Source organism: uncultured Photobacterium sp. (genome assembly GCF_947502415.1).
In the GTDB taxonomy this organism is placed as follows: Bacteria; Pseudomonadota; Gammaproteobacteria; order Enterobacterales; family Vibrionaceae; genus Photobacterium.
Map to the genome: position 1 here is coordinate 43,339 of NZ_CANMZV010000010.1, position 21,719 is coordinate 65,057.

Sequence of the window (21,719 nt, forward strand, 5' to 3'; positions counted from 1 at the left end):
ATAAATATTTATAAGTTGCTTATCTGTAGTGGGAGTTTTATCGCTTGATGAGCGGGTTAGGATGTGTCGCTTTAATTCGATAGGTAGGTATTTATTTGAAGACGTTTTAACGATTAGTCTAGTAAGAAGGTATAAAGTTGAAGTGTTTGATTTATTGGAAATGATAGAAATAAAAAGCCTGCAATGCAGGCTTTAAACAGAAATTAGAGCTATTAAGCAGATACTGCGATAACTTCAATTTCTACTTTTGCATCCAGAGGAAGACGAGCAACTTCTACACAGCTTCGGGCTGGGCATTGATCGCCAAAGAATGCGCCATATACTTCATTTACTGTCGCGAAGTCATTCAGATCTTTTACAAATACGGTTGCCTTGACGATATCAGATTTAGTCAGACCTGCCGCGTTTACAATCGCTTCTACATTTGCCAGAGATTGCTTGGCTTGCTCTGCTACATCTTCAGGCATGGTTCCTGTTTCAGGGTTAAGCGGTAGCTGACCGGAAGTGATGAGCATATTACCGAACTTTTTCGCCTGTACATATGGACCGACAGCGGCTGGTGCTTTTTCTGTGTTGATTGTCTCTACCATGATGTCCTACTTTGGATTAATTATGTTGGTTCCTGAATTTCACGATCATCTTTGCTGGTTTTTGCCAACGAGTTTGTTTGGCATGTATGCAATAGCTAATAACCATGTTTTTTGCATGGCTATAATGTACGCCTTAAACCAGGGAAATCCTTCGCCTTTATTGCTTTAAAATCCTAGAAGCGTGGAATTTTTTTCTCTTTTCCTGCTTGAAAGGGGAGGAATGTTAGTTTTAACACTATTGACATAGTGACATAGTGACATAGTGACATAGTGACATAGTGACATAGTGACATAGTGACATAGTGACATAGTGACATAGCGACATAGCGGAGAGCATGAAGTGACTATGGTGGCTTGGCAGGAGAATAGAGGAATTATGTTGCTCGTAACTGATGGCTCGTTTCCCGAGGTCGATTGATATAGAGACATAGAAATAGAGAGATAAATCGCCGTAGGATAGCCTGTAGCAGGCGATAGTATTCATTTATAGCTTTATCAGTCGTCAGAGGTGCGAAATGCGGTATGGATGCGCTGAGGGCATTTTCTGGGGCGAGGTTATACAAAGCAAAGATTATAAGAATGAAAAAAGCCAGGCATTCGCCTGGCTTTGAAATTTAATAAGTGCTTAGGGAATGAATTAGCCCAGTAGCTCTTTAGCAGTGTTCACAACGTTTTCAGTTGTGAAGCCGAACATCTTGAACAGCTCGCCTGCTGGTGCAGATTCACCGAAGGTAGTCATACCGATGATACGGCCGCCGAAACCAACGTACTTGTACCAGAAGTCAGCAATGCCAGCTTCGATAGCAATACGTGCAGTTACGTCTGATGGCAGTACCGCTTCACGGTAAGCTGCATCTTGCTTGTCGAACAGGTCAGTAGCTGGCATAGAAACAACGCGAACCTTGCGGCCTTCAGCGGTTAGCTGTGCGTATGCTTCAGTTGCTAGTTCTACTTCAGAACCTGTCGCGATCAGGATTAGTTCTGGCTTGCCTTCACAGTCTTTCAGGATGTAGCCACCCTTCGCGATGTCAGCAACTTGTGTTTCTGTACGCTCTTGCTGTGCTAGGTTCTGGCGAGAGAAGATCAGCGATGTTGGACCGTCTTTACGCTCGATAGCGAATTTCCAAGCTACTGCAGACTCAACCTGATCACATGGACGCCATGTGCTCATGTTCGGAGTCAGACGCAGCGATGAAACCTGCTCTACTGGCTGGTGAGTCGGACCATCTTCACCCAGACCGATTGAATCGTGAGTGTAAACCTGGATGTTCTGCACTTTCATTAGTGCAGCCATGCGCATTGCGTTACGAGCGTATTCCATGAACATTAGGAAAGTTGCGCCGTATGGTACGAAACCACCGTGTAGGGCAATACCGTTCATGATCGCAGTCATACCGAATTCACGTACACCGTAGTGAATGTAGTTACCAGAGAAGTCGTTTGTTTCAAGCGCTTTAGAACCAGACCACATAGTTAGGTTTGATGGCGCAAGGTCAGCAGAACCGCCCATGAATTCAGGAAGTAGCTTACCAAATGCTTCTAGTGCATTTTGAGATGCTTTACGTGAAGCAATGTTAGCTGGGTTAGCTTGAAGATCTGCAATGATAGCATTTGCTTTTTCTTCCCACTCTGCAGGAAGTTCGCCAGTTGTACGGCGTTTGAATTCAGCTGCTAGCTCTGGGTGTGCTGCTGCGTATGCGGCAAACTTCTCATCCCATGCTGCTTCTTTAGCTGTGCCAGCTTCTTTCGCATCCCACTCAGCAGCTACGTCTGCTGGGATTTCGAATGGACCGTGGTTCCAGCCTAGGAATTCACGTGCTGCTGCAATTTCTTCAGCGCCTAGTGGCGCACCGTGGCAGTCGTGAGAACCCGCTTTGTTTGGAGAACCGAAGCCGATGATTGTTTTACAGCAGATAAGCGTTGGTTTGCCAGTTTCTGCTTTAGCTGCTTCGATAGCGGCGTTGATAGCTTCTGGATCGTGACCGTCAACTGCTGGAATTACGTGCCAGCCGTAAGCTTCGAAACGCTTAGGCGTGTCGTCAGAGAACCAGCCTTCAACTTCACCGTCAATAGAGATGCCGTTGTCATCCCAGAAAGCAACCAGTTTGCCCAGACCTAGCGTACCAGCCAGAGAACATGCTTCGTGAGAGATACCTTCCATCATACAGCCGTCACCCAGGAACGCGTATGTGAAGTGGTCAACGATGTCGTGGCCTTCGCGGTTGAACTGATCAGCCATTGCTTTTTCAGCAATCGCCATACCAACAGCGTTAGTAATACCCTGGCCTAGTGGACCAGTCGTTGTTTCAACACCTGGTGCGTAACCGTATTCTGGGTGACCTGGTGTTTTTGAGTGAAGCTGACGGAAGTTCTTCAGATCATCGATTGATAGCTCGTAACCTGTTAGGTGCAGCAGAGAGTAGATCAGCATTGAACCGTGGCCGTTAGACAGAATAAAACGGTCGCGATCAGCCCACTCAGGGTTTTGTGGGTTGTGGTTCATGTGGCTACGCCATAGTACTTCAGCGATGTCTGCCATGCCCATAGGTGCACCTGGGTGACCTGAGTTTGCCTGCTGTACACCATCCATGCTCAGGGCGCGGATTGCATTTGCTAACACTTTACGTTCCATATTGGTTTCCACTATAGAATATTTTTGAATCGAAAAAGGAAGAAAGCGGCTAACCGGGCCGCTTTCTGATATTTAGTTAACGCTTATAGACGCTCTGCGATCATTGCTTCTAGTTTGCCCTGATCGACAGCGAAGTTACGGATACCGTCAGCCAGTTTCTCAACAGCCATTGCATCCTGGTTGTGATCCCATAGGAATTCAGCGTGCGTCATTGCTGCTGGACGTTCTTTGATTTCTACGTCTGCAGAAAGTTTCTGAACTACTTCACCTTCAGCGTCGCTTAGTTCTTGTAGTAGCTGCGGGCTGATAGTCAGGCGGTCACAACCTGCTAGCTCAAGGATTTCGCCTGTGTTACGGAAGCTTGCGCCCATAACAACAGTGTTGTAGCCGTGTTCTTTGTAGTAGTTGTAGATACCTGTTACAGAAATAACACCTGGATCTTCCTGTGCTTCAAAGTCACGACCTTCTTTCGCTTTGTACCAGTCCATGATGCGGCCAACGAAAGGAGAAATCAGGAATACGCCTGCTTCTGCACATGCACGAGCCTGAGCAAAAGAGAATAGTAGAGTCAGGTTACAGTTGATGCCTTCTTTTTCCAGCACTTCAGCAGCGCGGATGCCTTCCCAAGTTGAAGCCAGCTTGATCAGGATGCGATCGTTTGTGATGCCAGCATCGTTGTACATTTTGATTAGCTGGCGAGCTTTCGCGATGCTGCCTTCTGTGTCGTAAGAAAGACGTGCATCAACTTCTGTAGAGATGCGGCCAGGTACAACTTTCAGGATTTCTTTACCGATGTTTACAGCAAGCATGTCGCAAGTGTCTTGAACCTGCTGTGCTTTGTCGTTGCTTTGTGCTTTTGCGTACTCGATAGCCTGATCGATTAGAGGAGCGTATTCAGCGATTTGAGCTGCTTTAAGGATCAGAGACGGGTTAGTCGTCGCATCTTCAGGCTGATACTTACTGATTGCTTCAATGTCGCCGGTGTCAGCAACAACAGTTGTTAGCGCGCGAAGTTGTTCCAGTTTAGTGCTCATATCTTTCGACCTTCAATGTGTTAGGGCTTATCTGATTGCTAGCTAAAAGTGTAGCCAGAAAAGGTATTTTTACCTGTAAATAACCCAAATGTTTTGCCCCCATACACGGGTGGTGAACATATGGATCATTCGAGAACAATTGATGTGCTGATAATTAGCTTTTTACTGCAACTTGTCAATTATCAAACATATCAAATCGTGCATAGATCGCATTTTTTTGTCTTATTTCCTTATTTAAATAATAAGAAGACAAAATCTGTTGAAAGTTATGGCTGGAAATGAATGTGAACTGCGTGAGCATATGTTCACTGCTGTATTCTTTTGCTCGAGTGATGGACGTTTTAGGACGGTTAATTTAGTGACGTTTGTCTGGTTATGACGACATTGATTAACTGATTGCCTACATGATACAGCTGGTGCGTTTCAGGCTCAGTACATTCGTCATGCGCTGGAAGTTAAAGAGTCATAATTGGACTGCAACCGTTCGCCAATTGGGAATTGATAGCGGCAGGCTTTACCGTTTAGCTAAAAGATTGGGGTTGAATTAATGATTATGGGGTGTCTGCAAATTAAATGAGTTCGGGAGTTTCAATGGATACATTGAAGTGCCTCGAATAAATGTTTGCGCATGAAAAACAATCAGTTGAGATAATTCTCATGTTTTCTGTATGAGTCGTGAGGACAAACATGAATAAGCAAATTCCAATATTAACGCCACTGCGTGGTTTTGCGGCGCTTTGTGTCGTTTTTTTTCATGCCCGCCTGATATTTTTTGTTCAGTGGAAAGAGCCTGTTAGCGAGTATACCCATTTTATTGAGAATAGTTACTTATGGGTGGATCTGTTTTTTGTGCTTAGTGGCTTTGTAATGATGCACATATATCAGCAGACCTTTTCAAAAGGAGTCACGGTAGCTAAGTGGCGGTATTTTATGTGGCTGCGTTTTGCGCGGATCTATCCTTTGTTTCTTGTTACATTGCTGATTTTGGTGTTGTGGGAGTCTATAAAATATTTTTCTGCTACTGGTTTTTATGGCGGACCGCTTTTTGATAGTTGGGGTATGAGCGGCATTCCTGCCTTTGCGGGGCCGTTTAACCGCTCAGACACACTGATGTCTAATTTTACGATGTTGCATGCGGTTATTAATAAAGATCTGTCATGGAATATTTCTTCATGGTCATTAAGTGTGGAGTGGTTGTGCTATATGGTTTTTCCATTATTGATTCCCATGTAGTCTATGCGGCTTCGTAGCAGCTTGTGGATGCCAGTGGTGATTATTTTCATTTGGGCTGGAATTAACAAAAACCATGGCTCACTGGATGTGACCGGTGACTTGTTCGCATTTATCCGTGGCTTATGTGGTTTTACCATGGGGGCTTGGTTGCGCAATGTTGTACTTTCATCGGCTCTGAAGAAATGGCTGGATAACGATGCTGCTTTATTAAGTGTATTTTTAGCTTCTCTATATCTGATGCATATATCGAAAGAAGGTAGTCACAATGTGTATGTGGTACTGGTGTTTTCACTACTGGTATTTATTGCAGCGCAGCAGTCTGAGCGCCAGACACCGGTGTTTAAACTAATGGATAACCGGGTGACGCGTTTTATGGGGGATATTTCTTATTCGGTTTACCTGTGGCATGCGGTGCTTTTGCTGGCAGGCGTTGAAATGTTAAACCTGATAACGCCTGAAGCACTGGCTTCATGGTTTTTACAAACCAGTTGGTTAGCTGCAATCTCTGGTATGACAGCATTTATGGCAGTGACAATCTTTATTTCTGCGCTTAGCTACTACGGTTTAGAGCGACCGGCAATGAGGTATCTGCGTAAGAAATATCAAGCTCAGCAGTTTGTTGTTTCGAACGTGTCTTAATCGAGAGGTTTTAACTGCTTGTGAAGTATCTGTGTCGCTCCCGCGGAGGGAGCGACTGCCGTTACGGATACCTTTGTTGTATACATCAGTGTTTCAATCCACGCTCCCGCGGAGGGAGCGACGTGTCAACAATAGACCATTCGACGCCATCAAGCGGTTTCAATCCACGCTCCCGCGGAGGGAGCGACAAGTTGTTGTTAATGAAGGTTTGAAAAACGAATTGTTTCAATCCACGCTCCCGCGGAGGGAGCGACGCGGTTCGTCTGTCCGAAGCGCAGGCTTACCTTGTTTCAATCCACGCTCCCGCGGAGGGAGCGACTAGCAAGAAGCCTGACGACGTTGATACCGAGCAAGTTTCAATCCACGCTCCCGCGGAGGGAGCGACTACAGACAATGAGTTTTACTATTGGTCAACTGACGTTTCAATCCACGCTCCCGCGGAGGGAGCGACACCAGTACAGCCAATCATCGCGGCCAGTTCATTTAGTTTCAATCCACGCTCCCGCGGAGGGAGCGACATGCTTGACGGTCTTGAGCGGTCATTGATTGCAGGTTTCAATCCACGCTCCCGCGGAGGGAGCGACCAAATGGTTTGATAACTTAAATCCTTTTCATGAGGTTTCAATCCACGCTCCCGCGGAGGGAGCGACGGGTTGCTTGGCCTTGGTGGTATGCGTTCATTTGAGTTTCAATCCACGCTCCCGCGGAGGGAGCGACTTGATATCAAATGTTGGACTGACTACGCAAGCGGTGTTTCAATCCACGCTCCCGCGGAGGGAGCGACATGGCAGCGAGATAGAGGTCATAGCGGGGCGGCTGGTTTCAATCCACGCTCCCGCGGAGGGAGCGACCGATTTAAGTTCCAGATATTCAATTACTTCTATAAGTTTCAATCCACGCTCCCGCGGAGGGAGCGACCATTCACACCAGCGCCGGACACCTCCCAAAGCACGGTTTCAATCCACGCTCCCGCGGAGGGAGCGACTATAAAAAGATTTGTTCTTTTTGTTTATGTGTAATGTTTCAATCCACGCTCCCGCGGAGGGAGCGACCTGGCGCGAGGTTGTCAATGGGAGCACCACCAAGTTTCAATCCACGCTCCCGCGGAGGGAGCGACTAAAGGGCCTGAACGTTGGTTTGTTTGTGTTGGAGTTTCAATCCACGCTCCCGCGGAGGGAGCGACATGGTCGTAGGATTTACATTCGCGGTACTTATGGGTTTCAATCCACGCTCCCGCGGAGGGAGCGACGCAATGTCTAACGTGTCAAATATCAACCCGCCTGTTTCAATCCACGCTCCCGCGGAGGGAGCGACATTATTGCCTTTAGCTCCCAACTCCAATAGGCTGTTTCAATCCACGCTCCCGCGGAGGGAGCGACTTTGCCTGTATTTGGCGATGCATTTAATGTACTGTTTCAATCCACGCTCCCGCGGAGGGAGCGACCAGATTACACTAGTCTTCCGTATGGGTATCACAGTTTCAATCCACGCTCCCGCGGAGGGAGCGACAGCCTTCCGGAGAGGGCTTAAATAATGTACAGAAAATGAGTGAAAAACGCTAACCCCTATATTTCATTCATCAATATAAACCAGTTCAATATTTCGATTTATTAAAGAACTTAACTTTCAATAGATTAGCTATTCGCTCACTTCTCGTTATTTTATGAGAACAGAGGGTTAGCGCAACCCCTTGTAGTTGTACTGACTATCAATAAAGAGAATTGTTTTGTGAGCTCACTTGCATATAAAGTGACGCAGTATAAAACATGTTGATTTTGTGATCGTTGTTTATTTATTCAGGTAATGAAAGGCTAAAACTTTTATCATATTTGTCATAAAAGATAGCAGCCATGTCATTTATAGCTCATTGCCGTGAAGATGATGCGAGTCAACAAACTGTATTTGAACATTTATCGCAAACTAGTGATTTAGCAACCCAGTTTGCACAAAAAATTGGATTACCCAATTCAGGGAAATTGCTTGGGCTACTGCATGACTTCGGCAAGTACAGCGGTGCGTTTCAGTCTTATATAAAATCGGCGCAAGGATTGATTGACCCCGATGCTTTGAATTATGTCGATGCCAAAAGTCATAAAGGTAAAATTGATCACGCCACTGCTGGAGCGCAATATGTATATAAGCATTTACGACAGTATGGTCGGCAGGGGCAAGGTGAACTCTGTGGGCAGTTGCTGGCGTTAAGTATAGCCTCTCATCACAGTGGGCTTATTGATACGTTGGCTGCTGATATCAATAAAGGCAACCGGTTTGACAGAAGGATGCAGAAGGCGGATGACAAAACGCATTTTTCTGAGTGTTGTCAACATGCCGATCCCCAGTTGCTTGAACAACTGGCGTTGCTGCTTGGTGATGATGGACAAGCGCCTCTTGTATTAAAAGAAATGGGGGCTTGTATCCGTCAGATACTCGGTTCACCCAGTCAAGCTAACAGCATCACCAAGAGTTTTTCGCTGGGCTTTCTGGCTCGCTTTTTGTTTAGTTGCGTGGTTGATGCCGATCGTCTAAACAGCGCGGAATTTTCCGAGCCGCGGCGGCTGGAAGAGCGCTTGTCTAAGCCTGAAAAGCCAGATTGGAACCTTGCGATCGAACGGCTTGAAAATAAACTCACCACATTATCACCGCGTAACCCAATCGATCATATTCGTCAGAAAATTTCACAGCAATGCCGGCAGCAAGCCTCGCAGCCGCAAGGGGTTTACAGCCTGACCGTGCCAACAGGCGGCGGTAAAACCTATGCCAGTTTGCGTTATGCGCTGCACCATGCCTGCAAGCACAAGATGGATCGGATTTTCTACATCATTCCTTTTACGTCAATCATTGAACAAAACGCCGCGGTGATTCGTGATGTGCTCGAACAAGAGGGCGATCTTTATCCTTGGGTGCTAGAACACCACTCCAGCCTGGAGCCGGAGGCGCAAACATGGAAAAGCAAAATCAGTGCAGATAACTGGGATGCACCGGTTGTTGTCACTACCATGGTGCAGTTTTTAGAGGCCTTGTTTGCCGGAGGAACGCGCAGCGTAAGGCGGCTTCACCAACTGGCGAACAGTGTGCTGGTTTTTGATGAAATTCAAACGTTGCCCATTAACTGTACCCATCTGTTTTGTAATGCGCTGGACTTTCTGGTTCGGCATACAGGATCAACAGCGGTGTTATGCACGGCAACCCAGCCATTGCTCGATAAGCTCGATAACCCCCATAAGGGGCAGTTATCGGTATTTGGCGAGTTAGTTGAAGATGTGTCCCAGCTGTTTAATGACTTAAAACGAGTCCATGTAGAAAATGCCTGTAAGCCCGCCGGTTGGGAGTTAGATGAAATTGCTGAGTTGGTAATGAGTGAATTTGAGCTTAAAGGCAGTTGCTTAACCGTTGTTAACACCAAGCTGTGGGCGCAGGATTTATATCAGGCGTGTGCGGGGCAGATTGATAGCGAGGCACTGTTCCACTTAAGCACCAATCAATGCCCTGCTCATCGGAAAAAACTGCTTGCTTGTATTCGCCGGCGGCTGGATGCGGGGGAACCGGTAATGTGTTTCAGCACCCAGTTGATAGAAGCCGGCGTTGATGTCGATTTTGCCACGGTTATTCGTTTTCTTGCCGGACTGGATTCGATTGCTCAGGCCGCTGGCCGTTGTAACCGTAATGGACGGCAATCCTGTGCGACAGTGTATGTGGTTAATCCGCGGGAAGAAAATACCCGGATGCTCATTGATATTGATAAGGGGAAAGAAGTCGCACAGCGGGTAATGAATGAAGGTTTTGACGATTTGCTCTGCCCGCAGGCGATGGAGCGTTATTTTGAATATTACTTTTATCAGCAAGCGGATGATATGGATTATCGGTGCAAAGATAGCCAGCAGATTTCTACGTCACTTCTGAAACTGTTATCTAATAATTCTGACCATCCATTCGCTTCAAATAAACAGCGCGTGGCTCAGGGCTGCCTGCCGCGTTTAGAGCAGTCTTTCATGGAAGCCGGGAAGATTTTCCAAGCAATCAATGCGCCAACTCAGGCGGTGATTGTACCTTATCAGCAGCCTGAAACAGAGTTGGTGAATGGCTCAATATCGGCGGCTGAAATCATTAACACGCTATGTAGCAAAGACGAAAAATTTGACGCCCAGCTTTATTATCACGCTCTGAAACAGGCTCAAAAATACAGCGTCAATGTTTTTCCTAATGTCTGGGGCAAGCTTATTGATGAACAGGCTGTAGCTGAAACACAGCCGGGCTCTGGGGTGTATTACCTTCTTGAACAATATTACGACACAGATTTCGGCTTAAGTACTGAACCTGTGTCGTCATCCAGCTTTATTTGCTGCTAAGGAGGCAGATAAGTGAAAACAACGCCTAAGAACAGCATTAGTTTTCGGGTATGGGGACGTTATGCCCTGTTTACCGATCCCGTCACCAAAATCGGTGGCGAAAAATGCAGTTATCACATACCTACTTATGAAGCATTAAAAGGAATTCTAAAATCCGTTTACTGGAAGCCGACTTTTACCTGGGTTATCGATCGCGTACGGGTAATTAAACCCATACGCACCCAAACCAAAGGAACCAAACCACTGGTATGGGGAGGAGGTAACAGCTTGGCGATTTATACCTTCCTGCATGATGTTGAGTATCAGGTAGAGGCCCACTTTGAATGGAACGAGCACCGACCGGAGCTGGCGAAAGATCGTATTGATGGCAAGCACTTTGCCATTGCCCGGCGGATGCTTGAAAAAGGCGGACGGCAGGATATTTTTCTGGGAACCCGCGACTGTCAGGGCTATGTCGAACCTTGTGAATTCGGCGTAGGAGAGAGTGAATATGACCATCTCGACGAACTCGGCTTTGGCCTGATGTTCCATGGCTTTGGTTATCCGGATGAAACCGGAGGCAAACAACTTGAAAGCCGTTTCTGGTATCCGGTTATGCGTGAAGGGATCATTGAATTTGCTTCGCCTGCACAGTTTGAAGGTCAGGATCCTATGTTGGTGAAACGCACGGTTCGCTCGATGACGGTCAAAACGTTCAGTTTGGATGACAACCTGAAGGCGGTTGAACAGGAAGAGGGTGGGCTATGAGTTGGTTAACCAGGCTGTATCAGACCTATGAAGCGGCTCAGGCACTGGATTTACCGCTATCAGAGCAAATTATGCCGATTTGCCACACCCCGCAAAATGCCCATATTCATATCACGATTAATGAGCAGGGGGAGTTCCTGCGCGCCAGCGTGTTAGAAAAGACCCAGATCATTTTGCCTGCGACAGAAGAGTCGGCTGGACGAGCTGGTAGCAAGCCGCCACCTCATCCGCTTTGTGACAAGCTGCAATATGTCGCTGCTGACTACAAAGCCTATGGCGGGGCGAAGCCGTCATTTTATGACAAGTATTGCCAGTTACTGGAGAGCTGGGTTTCATCATCGTTTACTCACTTAAAAGCCCAGGCAGTTTATCGCTATATTCGTAAAGGGCGGGTGATGGCGGATCTCGTTGCCGCCGGGATCTGCTTTGCTGATGAAGAGCTGCAGTTACTAACCTCTTGGCAGGATAATGAACAACCGCAGCCATTGTTGTTTAAAGTGTTGCCGAAAGAGAAAGGGCATCTTGAACAGGGTAGTGCACTGGTGTGCTGGAGTGTGGAATGTGTCGGTGATAAATGCCCGGAAACGTGGAAAGACACAAGCTTACAACAGGCGTGGATTGATTTTGATATCAACAACAGCAGCAATGCGGAGCTGTGTCTGGTTACTGGAAAAGAGGCCGCCGCGGCGGTTAATCATCCGGCAAAAATCCGGCATACCGGCGATAAAGCCAAGCTTATTTCATCAAATGATAAATCGGGCTATACCTTCCGCGGGCGCTTTTTTGATTCCCACCAAGCGGCAAATGTTAGTTTTGAGGTGACTCAGAAGGCACATAATACCTTGCGCTGGCTAATTGAACGTCAGGGGTATCGCAATGGTGAGCAAGTCATTATTGCATGGGCAGTCAAAGGGAGCCCGATCATCCAGCCGATGGAAGATCCCGATCTTGAAGACAAGGATTATGACAACTTTGAAGCTGGCTGGGGCTGGGGGGATGATGACTTAGCCGAACAGGTTGCACCAACAGAGCATTCACAACAACCGGATAGCGCCGATCACACCCGGGATCTGGGTAAGCGGTTCGGGCATCTCTTCAGGCATAAGCTAAAAGGCAGCCATTCTGCCGTTTCTCTTTCTGCTACCGATACCATTGTGGTCATGGGGCTGGATTCGGCCACCCCGGGCCGGATGGGGATCACCTATTACCGCGATTTTCTGCCTTATGAATACCTTTCAAACCTTGAGGCCTGGCATCGGGATTGCGCCTGGTGGCAGCGGGCCAGCAAAGAAAAGCAGCAGGCAGGCAAGCCGAAATGGTATCGCTGCACGCCCAGTGCCTGGGCCATTTTGCAGGCGGTGTATGGCGATATCATCAAGAGCAATGAGAGCCTGAAGAAAAATCTGTCTGAACGGCTATTGCCTTGTATTACAGAGCGCCGTTCGATACCTGTCGATATGATGCGCCGAGCCACTCAGCGTGCTGCGCAGCGCCACAGTTTCAAAATCGATGAGCAGTGGCAATGGGAACAAAATCTTGGCGTAGCCTGTGCACTCTACCGTGGTTATGCCATTCGCCAATTAGGGAGAAAATACGCTATGGCGCTAGAAACAGACAACCACTCACGCGACTACTTGTATGGCCGCCTGCTGGCGATTGCCGAAAATGTTGAGCAATTTGCACTTAATAAAGCGGGCGAAAAGCGCCTGACCAATGCGGCGCGTTTAATGCAGCGCTTTGCCGACCGCCCGTTTTCGACCTGGAAAACCATTGAGTTGTCATTGCAACCATATTGGCATCGCCTGCAGGGCACTTATGGCGGTTTCGTTTTTAACCGTAAAAAAGCCCTGGATGAAGTATTGGGCGCATTTGACAGCGAAAGTTTCAGCAGTGACAAAGCGCTTTCAGCCGAATTTCTGCTTGGCTTCCACAGCCAGCGCCTTGAGTTGATGGCAAAAAAAGCTGAAACCGAATTAACTGAACAAGAATAAGGACATCATTATGCCACTTGATAATAAAATTGATTTTGCCATTATTTTCCGAGTAAACCATGCCAATCCGAACGGCGACCCGCTCAATGGTAACCGCCCCCGTCAGGACTATGATGGTTATGGGGAAGTGACGGATGTCTGTTTGAAACGAAAACTGCGTGATCGCCTGCAAGAGCAAGGGCATTCCATTTTCGTTCAGTCTGATGAGAAGAAAACCGATGGCATGCCTAGCCTGCGTGTTCGGGCGGAGTCTGAAGAGTTCGGCGTGGGTAAGAATGTCTTTAATACCAAGAAAACCCCGATCACCGAGGCGGCTAGAATCGTATGTAGTAAATGGTTGGATGTAAGGACTTTTGGTCAGGTTTTTGCCTATTCGAAAACATCGGGTAGTGAAGGGATTTCATTACCTATCCGCGGCCCTGTCACCATCCAGTCGGCATTCAGTCTTGAGCCTATCAGTATTGCCAGCACCCAGATCACCAAAAGCGTCAGTGGCGAAGGGGATGGTAACAAAAAAAGTTCTGACACCATGGGCATGAAACACCGTGTGGATAGTGCCACTTATGTAACCTTTGGTGCCATGACGCCTCAACTGGCCGAGAAAACCGGATTCAGTAATGAAGATGCCGAAGTGATCAAAGCAGTCTTGCCCCGGCTTTTTGAAGGGGATGCGTCATCGGCCCGTCCGGAAGGCTCCATGATGGTAGAAAAAGTCATCTGGTGGCAGCACGACAGCAAATCCGGCCAATACTCTTCAGCCAAAGTCCACCAAACGGTCCGGGAGCACTTGAACAAAGGATTGCCATTAGATACGTCAGCGTTAAACGACAGTCTGCTTAATGCTTTGCCGGGCTTAGTACCTGAAATTATTGACGGATTTTAAAATGGATACTCGCCTGATCCCACTATCCGCCCTGCAGCATTACGCGTTTTGTCCCCGCCAGTGTGCGCTGATACATAATGAACAGGTCTGGGCCGATAACTTTTTAACGGCTCAGGGCATTCAGCTGCATGATCGTGTGGATCACGGCGAGCCGGAAACCCGCAAGGGGATCCGCTATGAGCGCGGGGTAGCGGTTGCTGCCCCGAGCTTAGGGTTGACGGGCAAATTGGATTTGCTGGAATATAACAAGAAGCGTCACTGTTATATTCCGGTTGAATACAAGCGTGGCCGGCCGAAAATAGATGATAGCGATACTATTCAGTTATGTGCCCAGGCGCTTTGCATTGAAGAAATGACATCTGTACCGGTTACAGCTGGTGCTTTGTGGTACTGGCAAACCCGCAAACGATGTGAAGTGATTATTGATGATCAATTAAGACACAAAACGTTGAAGACTATTTCAGACGTTAAACAGTTATTGCTTGAAGGGAAAACACCGAAAGCAAAATGGAGTAGTGCCTGCAAGGCGTGTTCTCTCGTGGAATCGTGTTACCCCAAACTACTTAGCAGAGATAAAACGAAACGTTACCTGTCAGCGTTGTTTGAAACGGGGGATGGCGAATGAAAAAATTGCAAAACTGCCTCTATATCAACCGTGATGGGGCTTATCTTCATAAAGAGCGGGAAACATTGCTGATTGAGCAGCGTATAGACGGTAAAAAACAAAAACTCATGCAACTTCCTATTCACTCAGTCGGGCATATATTTTGTTTCGGTAACGTGATGGTATCGCCGCAGGTAATGGGTTTTTGTGGTGAAAATGCAACAGGGTTGGCGTTTTTCAATCAATATGGGCGTTTTCAGGCGCGGGTTGTCGGAAAACAAAGCGGTAACGTGTTACTTCGGCGTCAGCAGTATCGTATCGCTGATGATCAGGCCGTGGTCTTGGCAAGAAATATCGTAGCAGCCAAAGTGCGTTCATCCCGACAGGTTTTGCAGCGCCATACCAGAAACCATCAGTCCACGCCGGAAATGGAGAAGGCAATACAACGCCATCGACAAATTATTGAAGCACTTTCTGCCCAGCAGGACTTAGAGAAAATACGGGGGCTGGAAGGTGAGGCAGCAAGCCATTACTTTTCAGTATTTAGTTCTCTTATCACAAATTCAGATAAAGCGTTCAGTTTTGAAAATCGTAATCGCAGGCCGCCTAAAGATCCCGTTAATGCGATGCTTTCTTTCCTTTACGCCGTATTGGGGAATGAAATCAGCAGTGCGTTGCAAGGGGTAGGATTAGATCCCCAGGTTGGTTTTCTCCATGCTGAGCGACCGGGGCGGGATAGTTTGGCTCAAGACTTGTTGGAAGAGTTCCGAGCTTTGATTGTAGACAGGTTGGTATTAACGTTGATCAACCGTAATCAGGTTGGAAGTAAGGATTTTGAGGTTGATGTCCTTGGTGGAGTATCGATAAAAGAGGAGGCGAGGAAAGCGATATTGCAAGCTTACCAGTTGAAGAAACAGGAAGAGATCCTTCATCCGTTTTTAAATGAAAAGATTGCTATTGGTCTATTGCCGCATGTCCAGTCTATGTTATTGGCGCGGTATACACGGGGTGATCTCGATAATTATCCGCCTTATTACTCCCGATAAGTGAGCGTCTATTATGATGGTATTGGTCACCTATGATGTTTCTTTTGATGATACTGATGGCAGAAGGCGTCTTCGTAAGTTGGCGAAGGTTTGTTTAGATTACGGAGTCAGGGTGCAATACTCCGTGTTTGAATGTGATATTGCGCCAGACCAATGGGTGAAATTTAAAGCTCAGTTATTGTCGATTTATGATCCGGATGTGGACAGTTTGCGCTTTTATAAACTGGGCAAGAACTGGCGTAATCGGGTTGAGCATCACGGTGCGAAAGTTGCCGTCGATATTTTTCAGGATGCGCTTATTCTTTAGTGCGCTAACCCCTTGTTCTCATCAAAATACCGGGAGGTTAGCGCATGTTTAATGTATTGAAATGTAAGCTCTTTAATAAATTGCCGAATATAAAAGGAATTTCACGTTAAGTAGATTGCTGAGGTTAGCGATTTTTACTCATTATGTGTATATTATTTAAGCCTTCTATCGGAGGCAGTCGCTCCCTCCACGGGAGCGTGGATTGAAACATCGCTCAATCCTCACTGCGTTTATCATTAGTACGTCGCTCCCTCCACGGGAGCGTGGATTGAAACCATAGTTTATTCCCTTGTGGCGGAAGTATTATAGTCGCTCCCTCCACGGGAGCGTGGATTGAAACCTGTATGCGATCATCATTCAGGCCGCAAGATTATGTCGCTCCCTCCACGGGAGCGTGGATTGAAACGTCATAAACAACAGTGATATCGAAGCCTGACAGGTCGCTCCCTCCACGGGAGCGTGGATTGAAACCCTATTGAGCTTGAGCACGAACGCCAGAAGATGGTCGCTCCCTCCACGGGAGCGTGGATTGAAACCTGGCAGTTGATGGGCGAAACATTGCCAGGCGACAGTCGCTCCCTCCACGGGAGCGTGGATTGAAACCGTTGCTCAGCTAGCAGATGAATCTTATTTAGCTCGTCGCTCCCTCCACGGGAGCGTGGATTGAAACCTGGTTAACACTAAAGTTACAAGTTGTCATGCCATGTCGCTCCCTCCACGGGAGCGTGGATTGAAACTCGCAACAGCCATGATCTTCAAAGAAACCCAGCCGTCGCTCCCTCCACGGGAGCGTGGATTGAAACAATTAAAACCCAATCCTCTGGGTGTGTAAGTTTAGTCGCTCCCTCCACGGGAGCGTGGATTGAAACCAGCCAGTTGCATAGTGTTGTGGTTGATTTTTACAGGTCGCTCCCTCCACGGGAGCGTGGATTGAAACGGATAACGAAGTTGCAGCAGATAAGCTGATCAAGGTCGCTCCCTCCACGGGAGCGTGGATTGAAACAAAACACATCGGGCCGAACCATCCAGCGCATCACGTCGCTCCCTCCACGGGAGCGTGGATTGAAACCTGTTGATGATGATGAGGCTGATGTTGTACTTAGGTCGCTCCCTCCACGGGAGCGTGGATTGAAACAGGCTAAAGATCAGTGTAAATCGGTTTTATGGGTCGCTCCCTCCACGGGAGCGTGGATTGAAACGAAGTGCAAACGCCCAAGCGAAAGCCCCGAAAGGTCGCTCCCTCCACGGGAGCGTGGATTGAAACCTGAGCGCTGTTAATGGTCGTCTATTTAACTGGTGTCGCTCCCTCCACGGGAGCGTGGATTGAAACCGGTAGGCAAGACTCGGATTTTGGGCGCTAAAGGTGTCGCTCCCTCCACGGGAGCGTGGATTGAAACAGTTCATGGCTGTCCATGGCCGCGGCCCGCTGTAGGTCGCTCCCTCCACGGGAGCGTGGATTGAAACTCATGAGGAACATGGAGAAATAGCGTTCTATCACAGTCGCTCCCTCCACGGGAGCGTGGATTGAAACATTTTTACCACCAATAAATAATGTTAGTTAACAGGTCGCTCCCTCCACGGGAGCGTGGATTGAAACGTATGTCATTGAAATTAAATGGCCTATTGAATCGGTCGCTCCCTCCACGGGAGCGTGGATTGAAACAGATCGGTCAGCAAACATCAAATAACGTAGTGCAGTCGCTCCCTCCACGGGAGCGTGGATTGAAACCCTGCTGATGCCATATATCCCCACCAAATAATGGGTCGCTCCCTCCACGGGAGCGTGGATTGAAACAGAAATAGGTGTGATTATGGCAATGACTCATGATGTCGCTCCCTCCACGGGAGCGTGGATTGAAACCAAGAGTACGGCTTACCGCGGCTCTCCCCTTTGGTCGCTCCCTCCACGGGAGCGTGGATTGAAACCTCGTAAAACTTCACCACTTCGTCTCGCGTGTATGTGTCGCTCCCTCCACGGGAGCGTGGATTGAAACTTTGTCGTCGAATTTGAATATCTCATTGGCCTTGTCGCTCCCTCCACGGGAGCGTGGATTGAAACTCATTCAGCACGCCGAAAGCAGCGTTAACCGCCTTGTCGCTCCCTCCACGGGAGCGTGGATTGAAACTCTATGAATGGCAGGTTCCCAACACACAAAACAATGTCGCTCCCTCCACGGGAGCGTGGATTGAAACTATTGCGCGTGACTCACATCACGCGCATTTCTTTAGTCGCTCCCTCCACGGGAGCGTGGATTGAAACCAATCTGTTGATTTTGGTGTTGATGGTGGCGCAAGTCGCTCCCTCCACGGGAGCGTGGATTGAAACGATAACACAATCATTAAAAACGCCTACAAAACAGGTCGCTCCCTCCACGGGAGCGTGGATTGAAACCACTCCAGTAATTTAATAATCAGAAATAAACCTATGTCGCTCCCTCCACGGGAGCGTGGATTGAAACAGGTTCACGACCTGCCTATCGACACTCAGCTAGGTCGCTCCCTCCACGGGAGCGTGGATTGAAACTTCAGCTAAAACAATCATTGCTAACTTATTAACGTCGCTCCCTCCACGGGAGCGTGGATTGAAACCCCAGAAGGTGGTTATTTTAAATAGACAAAAATGTCGCTCCCTCCACGGGAGCGTGGATTGAAACTCCGTTGGTTAGACGTATCGCTGTCTGTGCGCCGTCGCTCCCTCCACGGGAGCGTGGATTGAAACATGCTTGAGTTTGCTTCAGTGAGCTGCTTAACTTGGTCGCTCCCTCCACGGGAGCGTGGATTGAAACAGACATCTTGATGGTCTTACGTGCGATACCTTCCAGTCGCTCCCTCCACGGGAGCGTGGATTGAAACATATCATCCCGCTCAATACCTTGGACGCCCAAGGTCGCTCCCTCCACGGGAGCGTGGATTGAAACACGCCGTTAAGTTGCTTGCAAAACTTTGGCGCGGGTCGCTCCCTCCACGGGAGCGTGGATTGAAACTCACAACCTTTCATCACTATCTCCAAGTTAACCCAGTCGCTCCCTCCACGGGAGCGTGGATTGAAACCATCACCTCAATTGCCGTGGTTAGACACAATCTGGTCGCTCCCTCCACGGGAGCGTGGATTGAAACTCCCTTAAGGTGGGTAAGCGGGTTAGATTTCTTTAGTCGCTCCCTCCACGGGAGCGTGGATTGAAACAAATGGTTTGTTTCGTTAAGATAACTATAGCAAAGGTCGCTCCCTCCACGGGAGCGTGGATTGAAACTTCGCTTGTCGCGGGTTAATAAAGCAGTCGTCACTGTCGCTCCCTCCACGGGAGCGTGGATTGAAACATCCCTACCATCACACTTTACATCTAACCTCTTGTCGCTCCCTCCACGGGAGCGTGGATTGAAACAAAACGAAATAAGCGTAAGGTGTGGATAAAAACTGTCGCTCCCTCCACGGGAGCGTGGATTGAAACATTATATCACGCACTTAGCACTGACGTAAAAGCACGTCGCTCCCTCCACGGGAGCGTGGATTGAAACAATCTGAAGCGTCAAGCAGAGTCTGAAGCGCAAGGTCGCTCCCTCCACGGGAGCGTGGATTGAAACTTGAGCATCTAGCATATGAGATCATTGACTCAGGTCGCTCCCTCCACGGGAGCGTGGATTGAAACATCTCACCGCGAAATTTAAGCAGGACGCTGGCGGGTCGCTCCCTCCACGGGAGCGTGGATTGAAACGCCCATATCCACAACAGGGGCAACGGATACCATTGTCGCTCCCTCCACGGGAGCGTGGATTGAAACTTGGCTCGGGTCGGGCGGGATTAAGCTGTTAGCGCAGGTCGCTCCCTCCACGGGAGCGTGGATTGAAACAGGTTTTTGCGGCAGCTGGCGCTTTAGTTTACGGGTCGCTCCCTCCACGGGAGCGTGGATTGAAACCTCAGTTTAGGCAAAACTGTTGTCAGTTGTGTGGTCGCTCCCTCCACGGGAGCGTGGATTGAAACTACGAAAGAATGCACTCAGTGTGATATCGCTTTCAGTCGCTCCCTCCACGGGAGCGTGGATTGAAATATGCATGTTTCGCCTCGTTCGATACGCTGGTAAATGTTGGGAAGATGATGAAAAAAGGATAAAAAAACACCCTAGCAAACCAAGAGAAAAAGCTAGGGTGTTCGAGGAATTGTTATAAAAATCAGGTAACCAGTTTAATTGTTAGCGCCAGATGATTGCTTGTATGTGAGGCGCTTTCAGTTTATGTTTTGGCTTGGGTGCTTACAGCATTCCAGCTCCAATTGACAGCACTACGCAGTTCAGGGCGATAAAGAAGGCTACCAATGGGGCGATGAACTTCAGCCAGGTGACGTAAGGAATACGAGCAATGGCAAGGCCACCCATTAATACACCGTAGGTTGGAGTGATAAACAGAATCGTGCCGATACCGCTCATAAATGCAGTCACTACGAGGTCACGGCCTGTATTGGCAAAGTCACTTAGCGGTGCCAGGATCGGCATACTCATCACCGCCAGGCCAGAGGTGGACGGTACAATGAAAGAAAGCAGCATCTCAATCCAGTAAACCGTGTTGATAAAGAGCACTGAGCTCTTGCCAGCAACAATGCCTTCTGCGTAGCTAAGGATGGTATCTGTGATGTTACCTGCTTCCATGACGACAACGATTCCTCGGGCAACCCCGACGATTAGCGCGACACCAATCAGGTCGGCAGCACCGGCTACGAACGAATTGATGAGATCATCTTCACTCAGGCGGCCAACGATACCGCATACAATACCCATGAAAATAAACAGGGTTGCCATCTCAGCCATCCACCACCCCAGGCAGGAAACGCCGTAGATCATGATGGCAAAAGTCAGGATAAATAGTACAAGAACCCCTTTTTGTGACATTGTCAGTTCAGCTAGGTTGTCGCTTGTATCCTTATTACCAAGGAAATGTGCTTCGTTCTCTTTTCTTAGATGAGAGAGCAAAGATAACTCTGGGTTATTTTGGATTTTTTTCGCATAGCGCATGACGTAGGCGCAACCGACGACCAGTGCAATAGCCAGAATCGCAAAGCGAAGTTCTACACCACTTAAGAAATCAACACTGGCGGCATTGGATGCGATCACAGTACCAAATGGGTTAATGGTCGAACCTAGCGTTCCTACGCCAGTACCTACGAAGATGACAGCAACGGCAACCAGCGGATCAAAACGGGCGGTCATGAAAATGGGGATCAGCAGGCCGTAGAAAGCCAGGGACTCTTCGGCCATGCCGTAAGATGTACCACCTAGTGCAAATAATGTCATCAGAATAGGGATCATATAGATCTCTTTACCTTTCAGCCGCACCATGATCCGGGCAATACCGGTATCAATCGCGCCGGTTTGGGTCACGATTCCCAGAAAACCACCGACCATCAGGACAAACAGGCTGACGTCTATCGCACCGATAACGCCGGTAGCTGGGTTATAAAAGCCGGAAATCGGAGCCATTAATGTGTCGAAAAAACCTTGCGGAGAAGATTCGATGACATGGAAAGAGCCCGGCACAGGTACTTCCCGGCCTAATTGTTCATTCATTTCACGAACGTATTTACCCGCTGGCAACACGTAAGTCAGCATGGCAAAGAAAGATATCAAGAGGAATAATATAGTAAACGTATTGGGAAACTTCTTAATCTTTAGCATGGGT

At 48.2% G+C, this 21,719-nt stretch carries 11 protein-coding genes, 1 pseudogene and 2 CRISPR repeat arrays; of the genes and pseudogenes, 8 read left to right on the forward strand and 4 right to left on the reverse strand.

Annotated elements, in window-relative coordinates; translation table 11 throughout:
- Positions 1–212: 212 nt before the first annotated feature.
- The 3 genes from Q0852_RS12280 to tal form a co-directional block, all read right to left on the reverse strand.
- On the reverse strand, positions 213–590 hold the full coding sequence (locus Q0852_RS12280; protein WP_299018322.1) for a RidA family protein: 378 nt from the start codon (positions 588–590) through the stop codon (positions 213–215).
- A gap of 637 nt (positions 591–1,227) precedes the next feature.
- Positions 1,228–3,222 carry a transketolase gene (tkt, locus tag Q0852_RS12285; RefSeq protein WP_299018323.1) on the reverse strand — a complete coding sequence of 665 codons (1,995 nt, stop codon included), beginning with the start codon at positions 3,220–3,222 and terminating at the stop codon, positions 1,228–1,230.
- An 83-nt stretch (positions 3,223–3,305) separates the two neighbouring features.
- A complete protein-coding gene (tal, locus tag Q0852_RS12290) occupies positions 3,306–4,256 on the reverse strand; it encodes a transaldolase (protein WP_007465273.1) in 951 nt (316 codons plus the stop codon).
- Between the two features lie 687 nt (positions 4,257–4,943).
- On the opposite strand from tal, the pseudogene Q0852_RS12295 reads away from it, so the two are divergent.
- The 8 genes and pseudogenes from Q0852_RS12295 (at position 4,944) to cas2 (ending at position 16,052) form a co-directional block, all read left to right on the forward strand.
- Positions 4,944–6,128: pseudogene (locus tag Q0852_RS12295) on the forward strand (acyltransferase family protein).
- A 24-nt stretch (positions 6,129–6,152) separates the two neighbouring features.
- Positions 6,153–7,637: a CRISPR direct-repeat array (repeat unit 32 nt; unit sequence GTTTCAATCCACGCTCCCGCGGAGGGAGCGAC).
- A 341-nt stretch (positions 7,638–7,978) separates the two neighbouring features.
- The gene (gene cas3 / locus Q0852_RS12300) at positions 7,979–10,474 is read left to right on the forward strand and encodes a CRISPR-associated helicase Cas3' (RefSeq protein ID WP_299018325.1); all 2,496 of its coding nucleotides are present in this window, start codon (positions 7,979–7,981) and stop codon (positions 10,472–10,474) included.
- A gap of 12 nt (positions 10,475–10,486) precedes the next feature.
- Positions 10,487–11,221, forward strand: a complete 735-nt coding sequence (gene cas5c, locus Q0852_RS12305; RefSeq protein ID WP_299018326.1) for a type I-C CRISPR-associated protein Cas5c — start codon at positions 10,487–10,489, stop codon at positions 11,219–11,221.
- Positions 11,218–13,212: a type I-C CRISPR-associated protein Cas8c/Csd1 gene (gene cas8c / locus Q0852_RS12310; RefSeq protein ID WP_299018328.1), complete on the forward strand. Its 1,995-nt coding sequence runs from the start codon at positions 11,218–11,220 to the stop codon at positions 13,210–13,212. The genes cas5c and cas8c overlap by 4 nt, the downstream gene beginning before the upstream one ends.
- A gap of 10 nt (positions 13,213–13,222) precedes the next feature.
- Positions 13,223–14,095: a type I-C CRISPR-associated protein Cas7/Csd2 gene (cas7c, locus tag Q0852_RS12315; RefSeq protein ID WP_299018330.1), complete on the forward strand. Its 873-nt coding sequence runs from the start codon at positions 13,223–13,225 to the stop codon at positions 14,093–14,095.
- A 1-nt stretch (position 14,096) separates the two neighbouring features.
- Complete coding sequence (gene cas4, locus Q0852_RS12320; RefSeq protein WP_299018331.1) at positions 14,097–14,720, forward strand: CRISPR-associated protein Cas4; 624 nt, start codon at positions 14,097–14,099, stop codon at positions 14,718–14,720.
- Positions 14,717–15,745 carry a type I-C CRISPR-associated endonuclease Cas1c gene (gene cas1c, locus Q0852_RS12325; RefSeq protein ID WP_299018332.1) on the forward strand — a complete coding sequence of 343 codons (1,029 nt, stop codon included), beginning with the start codon at positions 14,717–14,719 and terminating at the stop codon, positions 15,743–15,745. Before cas4 ends, cas1c begins: the two co-directional genes overlap by 4 nt.
- Before the next feature lie 13 nt (positions 15,746–15,758).
- Positions 15,759–16,052: a CRISPR-associated endonuclease Cas2 gene (cas2, locus tag Q0852_RS12330; RefSeq protein ID WP_299018334.1), complete on the forward strand. Its 294-nt coding sequence runs from the start codon at positions 15,759–15,761 to the stop codon at positions 16,050–16,052.
- Between the two features lie 177 nt (positions 16,053–16,229).
- Positions 16,230–20,098: a CRISPR direct-repeat array (repeat unit 32 nt; unit sequence GTCGCTCCCTCCACGGGAGCGTGGATTGAAAC).
- A gap of 201 nt (positions 20,099–20,299) precedes the next feature.
- Here cas2 and Q0852_RS12335 read toward each other — a convergent pair.
- The gene (locus Q0852_RS12335; RefSeq protein ID WP_299018335.1) at positions 20,300–21,715 is read right to left on the reverse strand and encodes a YfcC family protein; all 1,416 of its coding nucleotides are present in this window, start codon (positions 21,713–21,715) and stop codon (positions 20,300–20,302) included.
- Positions 21,716–21,719: the final 4 nt, after the last annotated feature.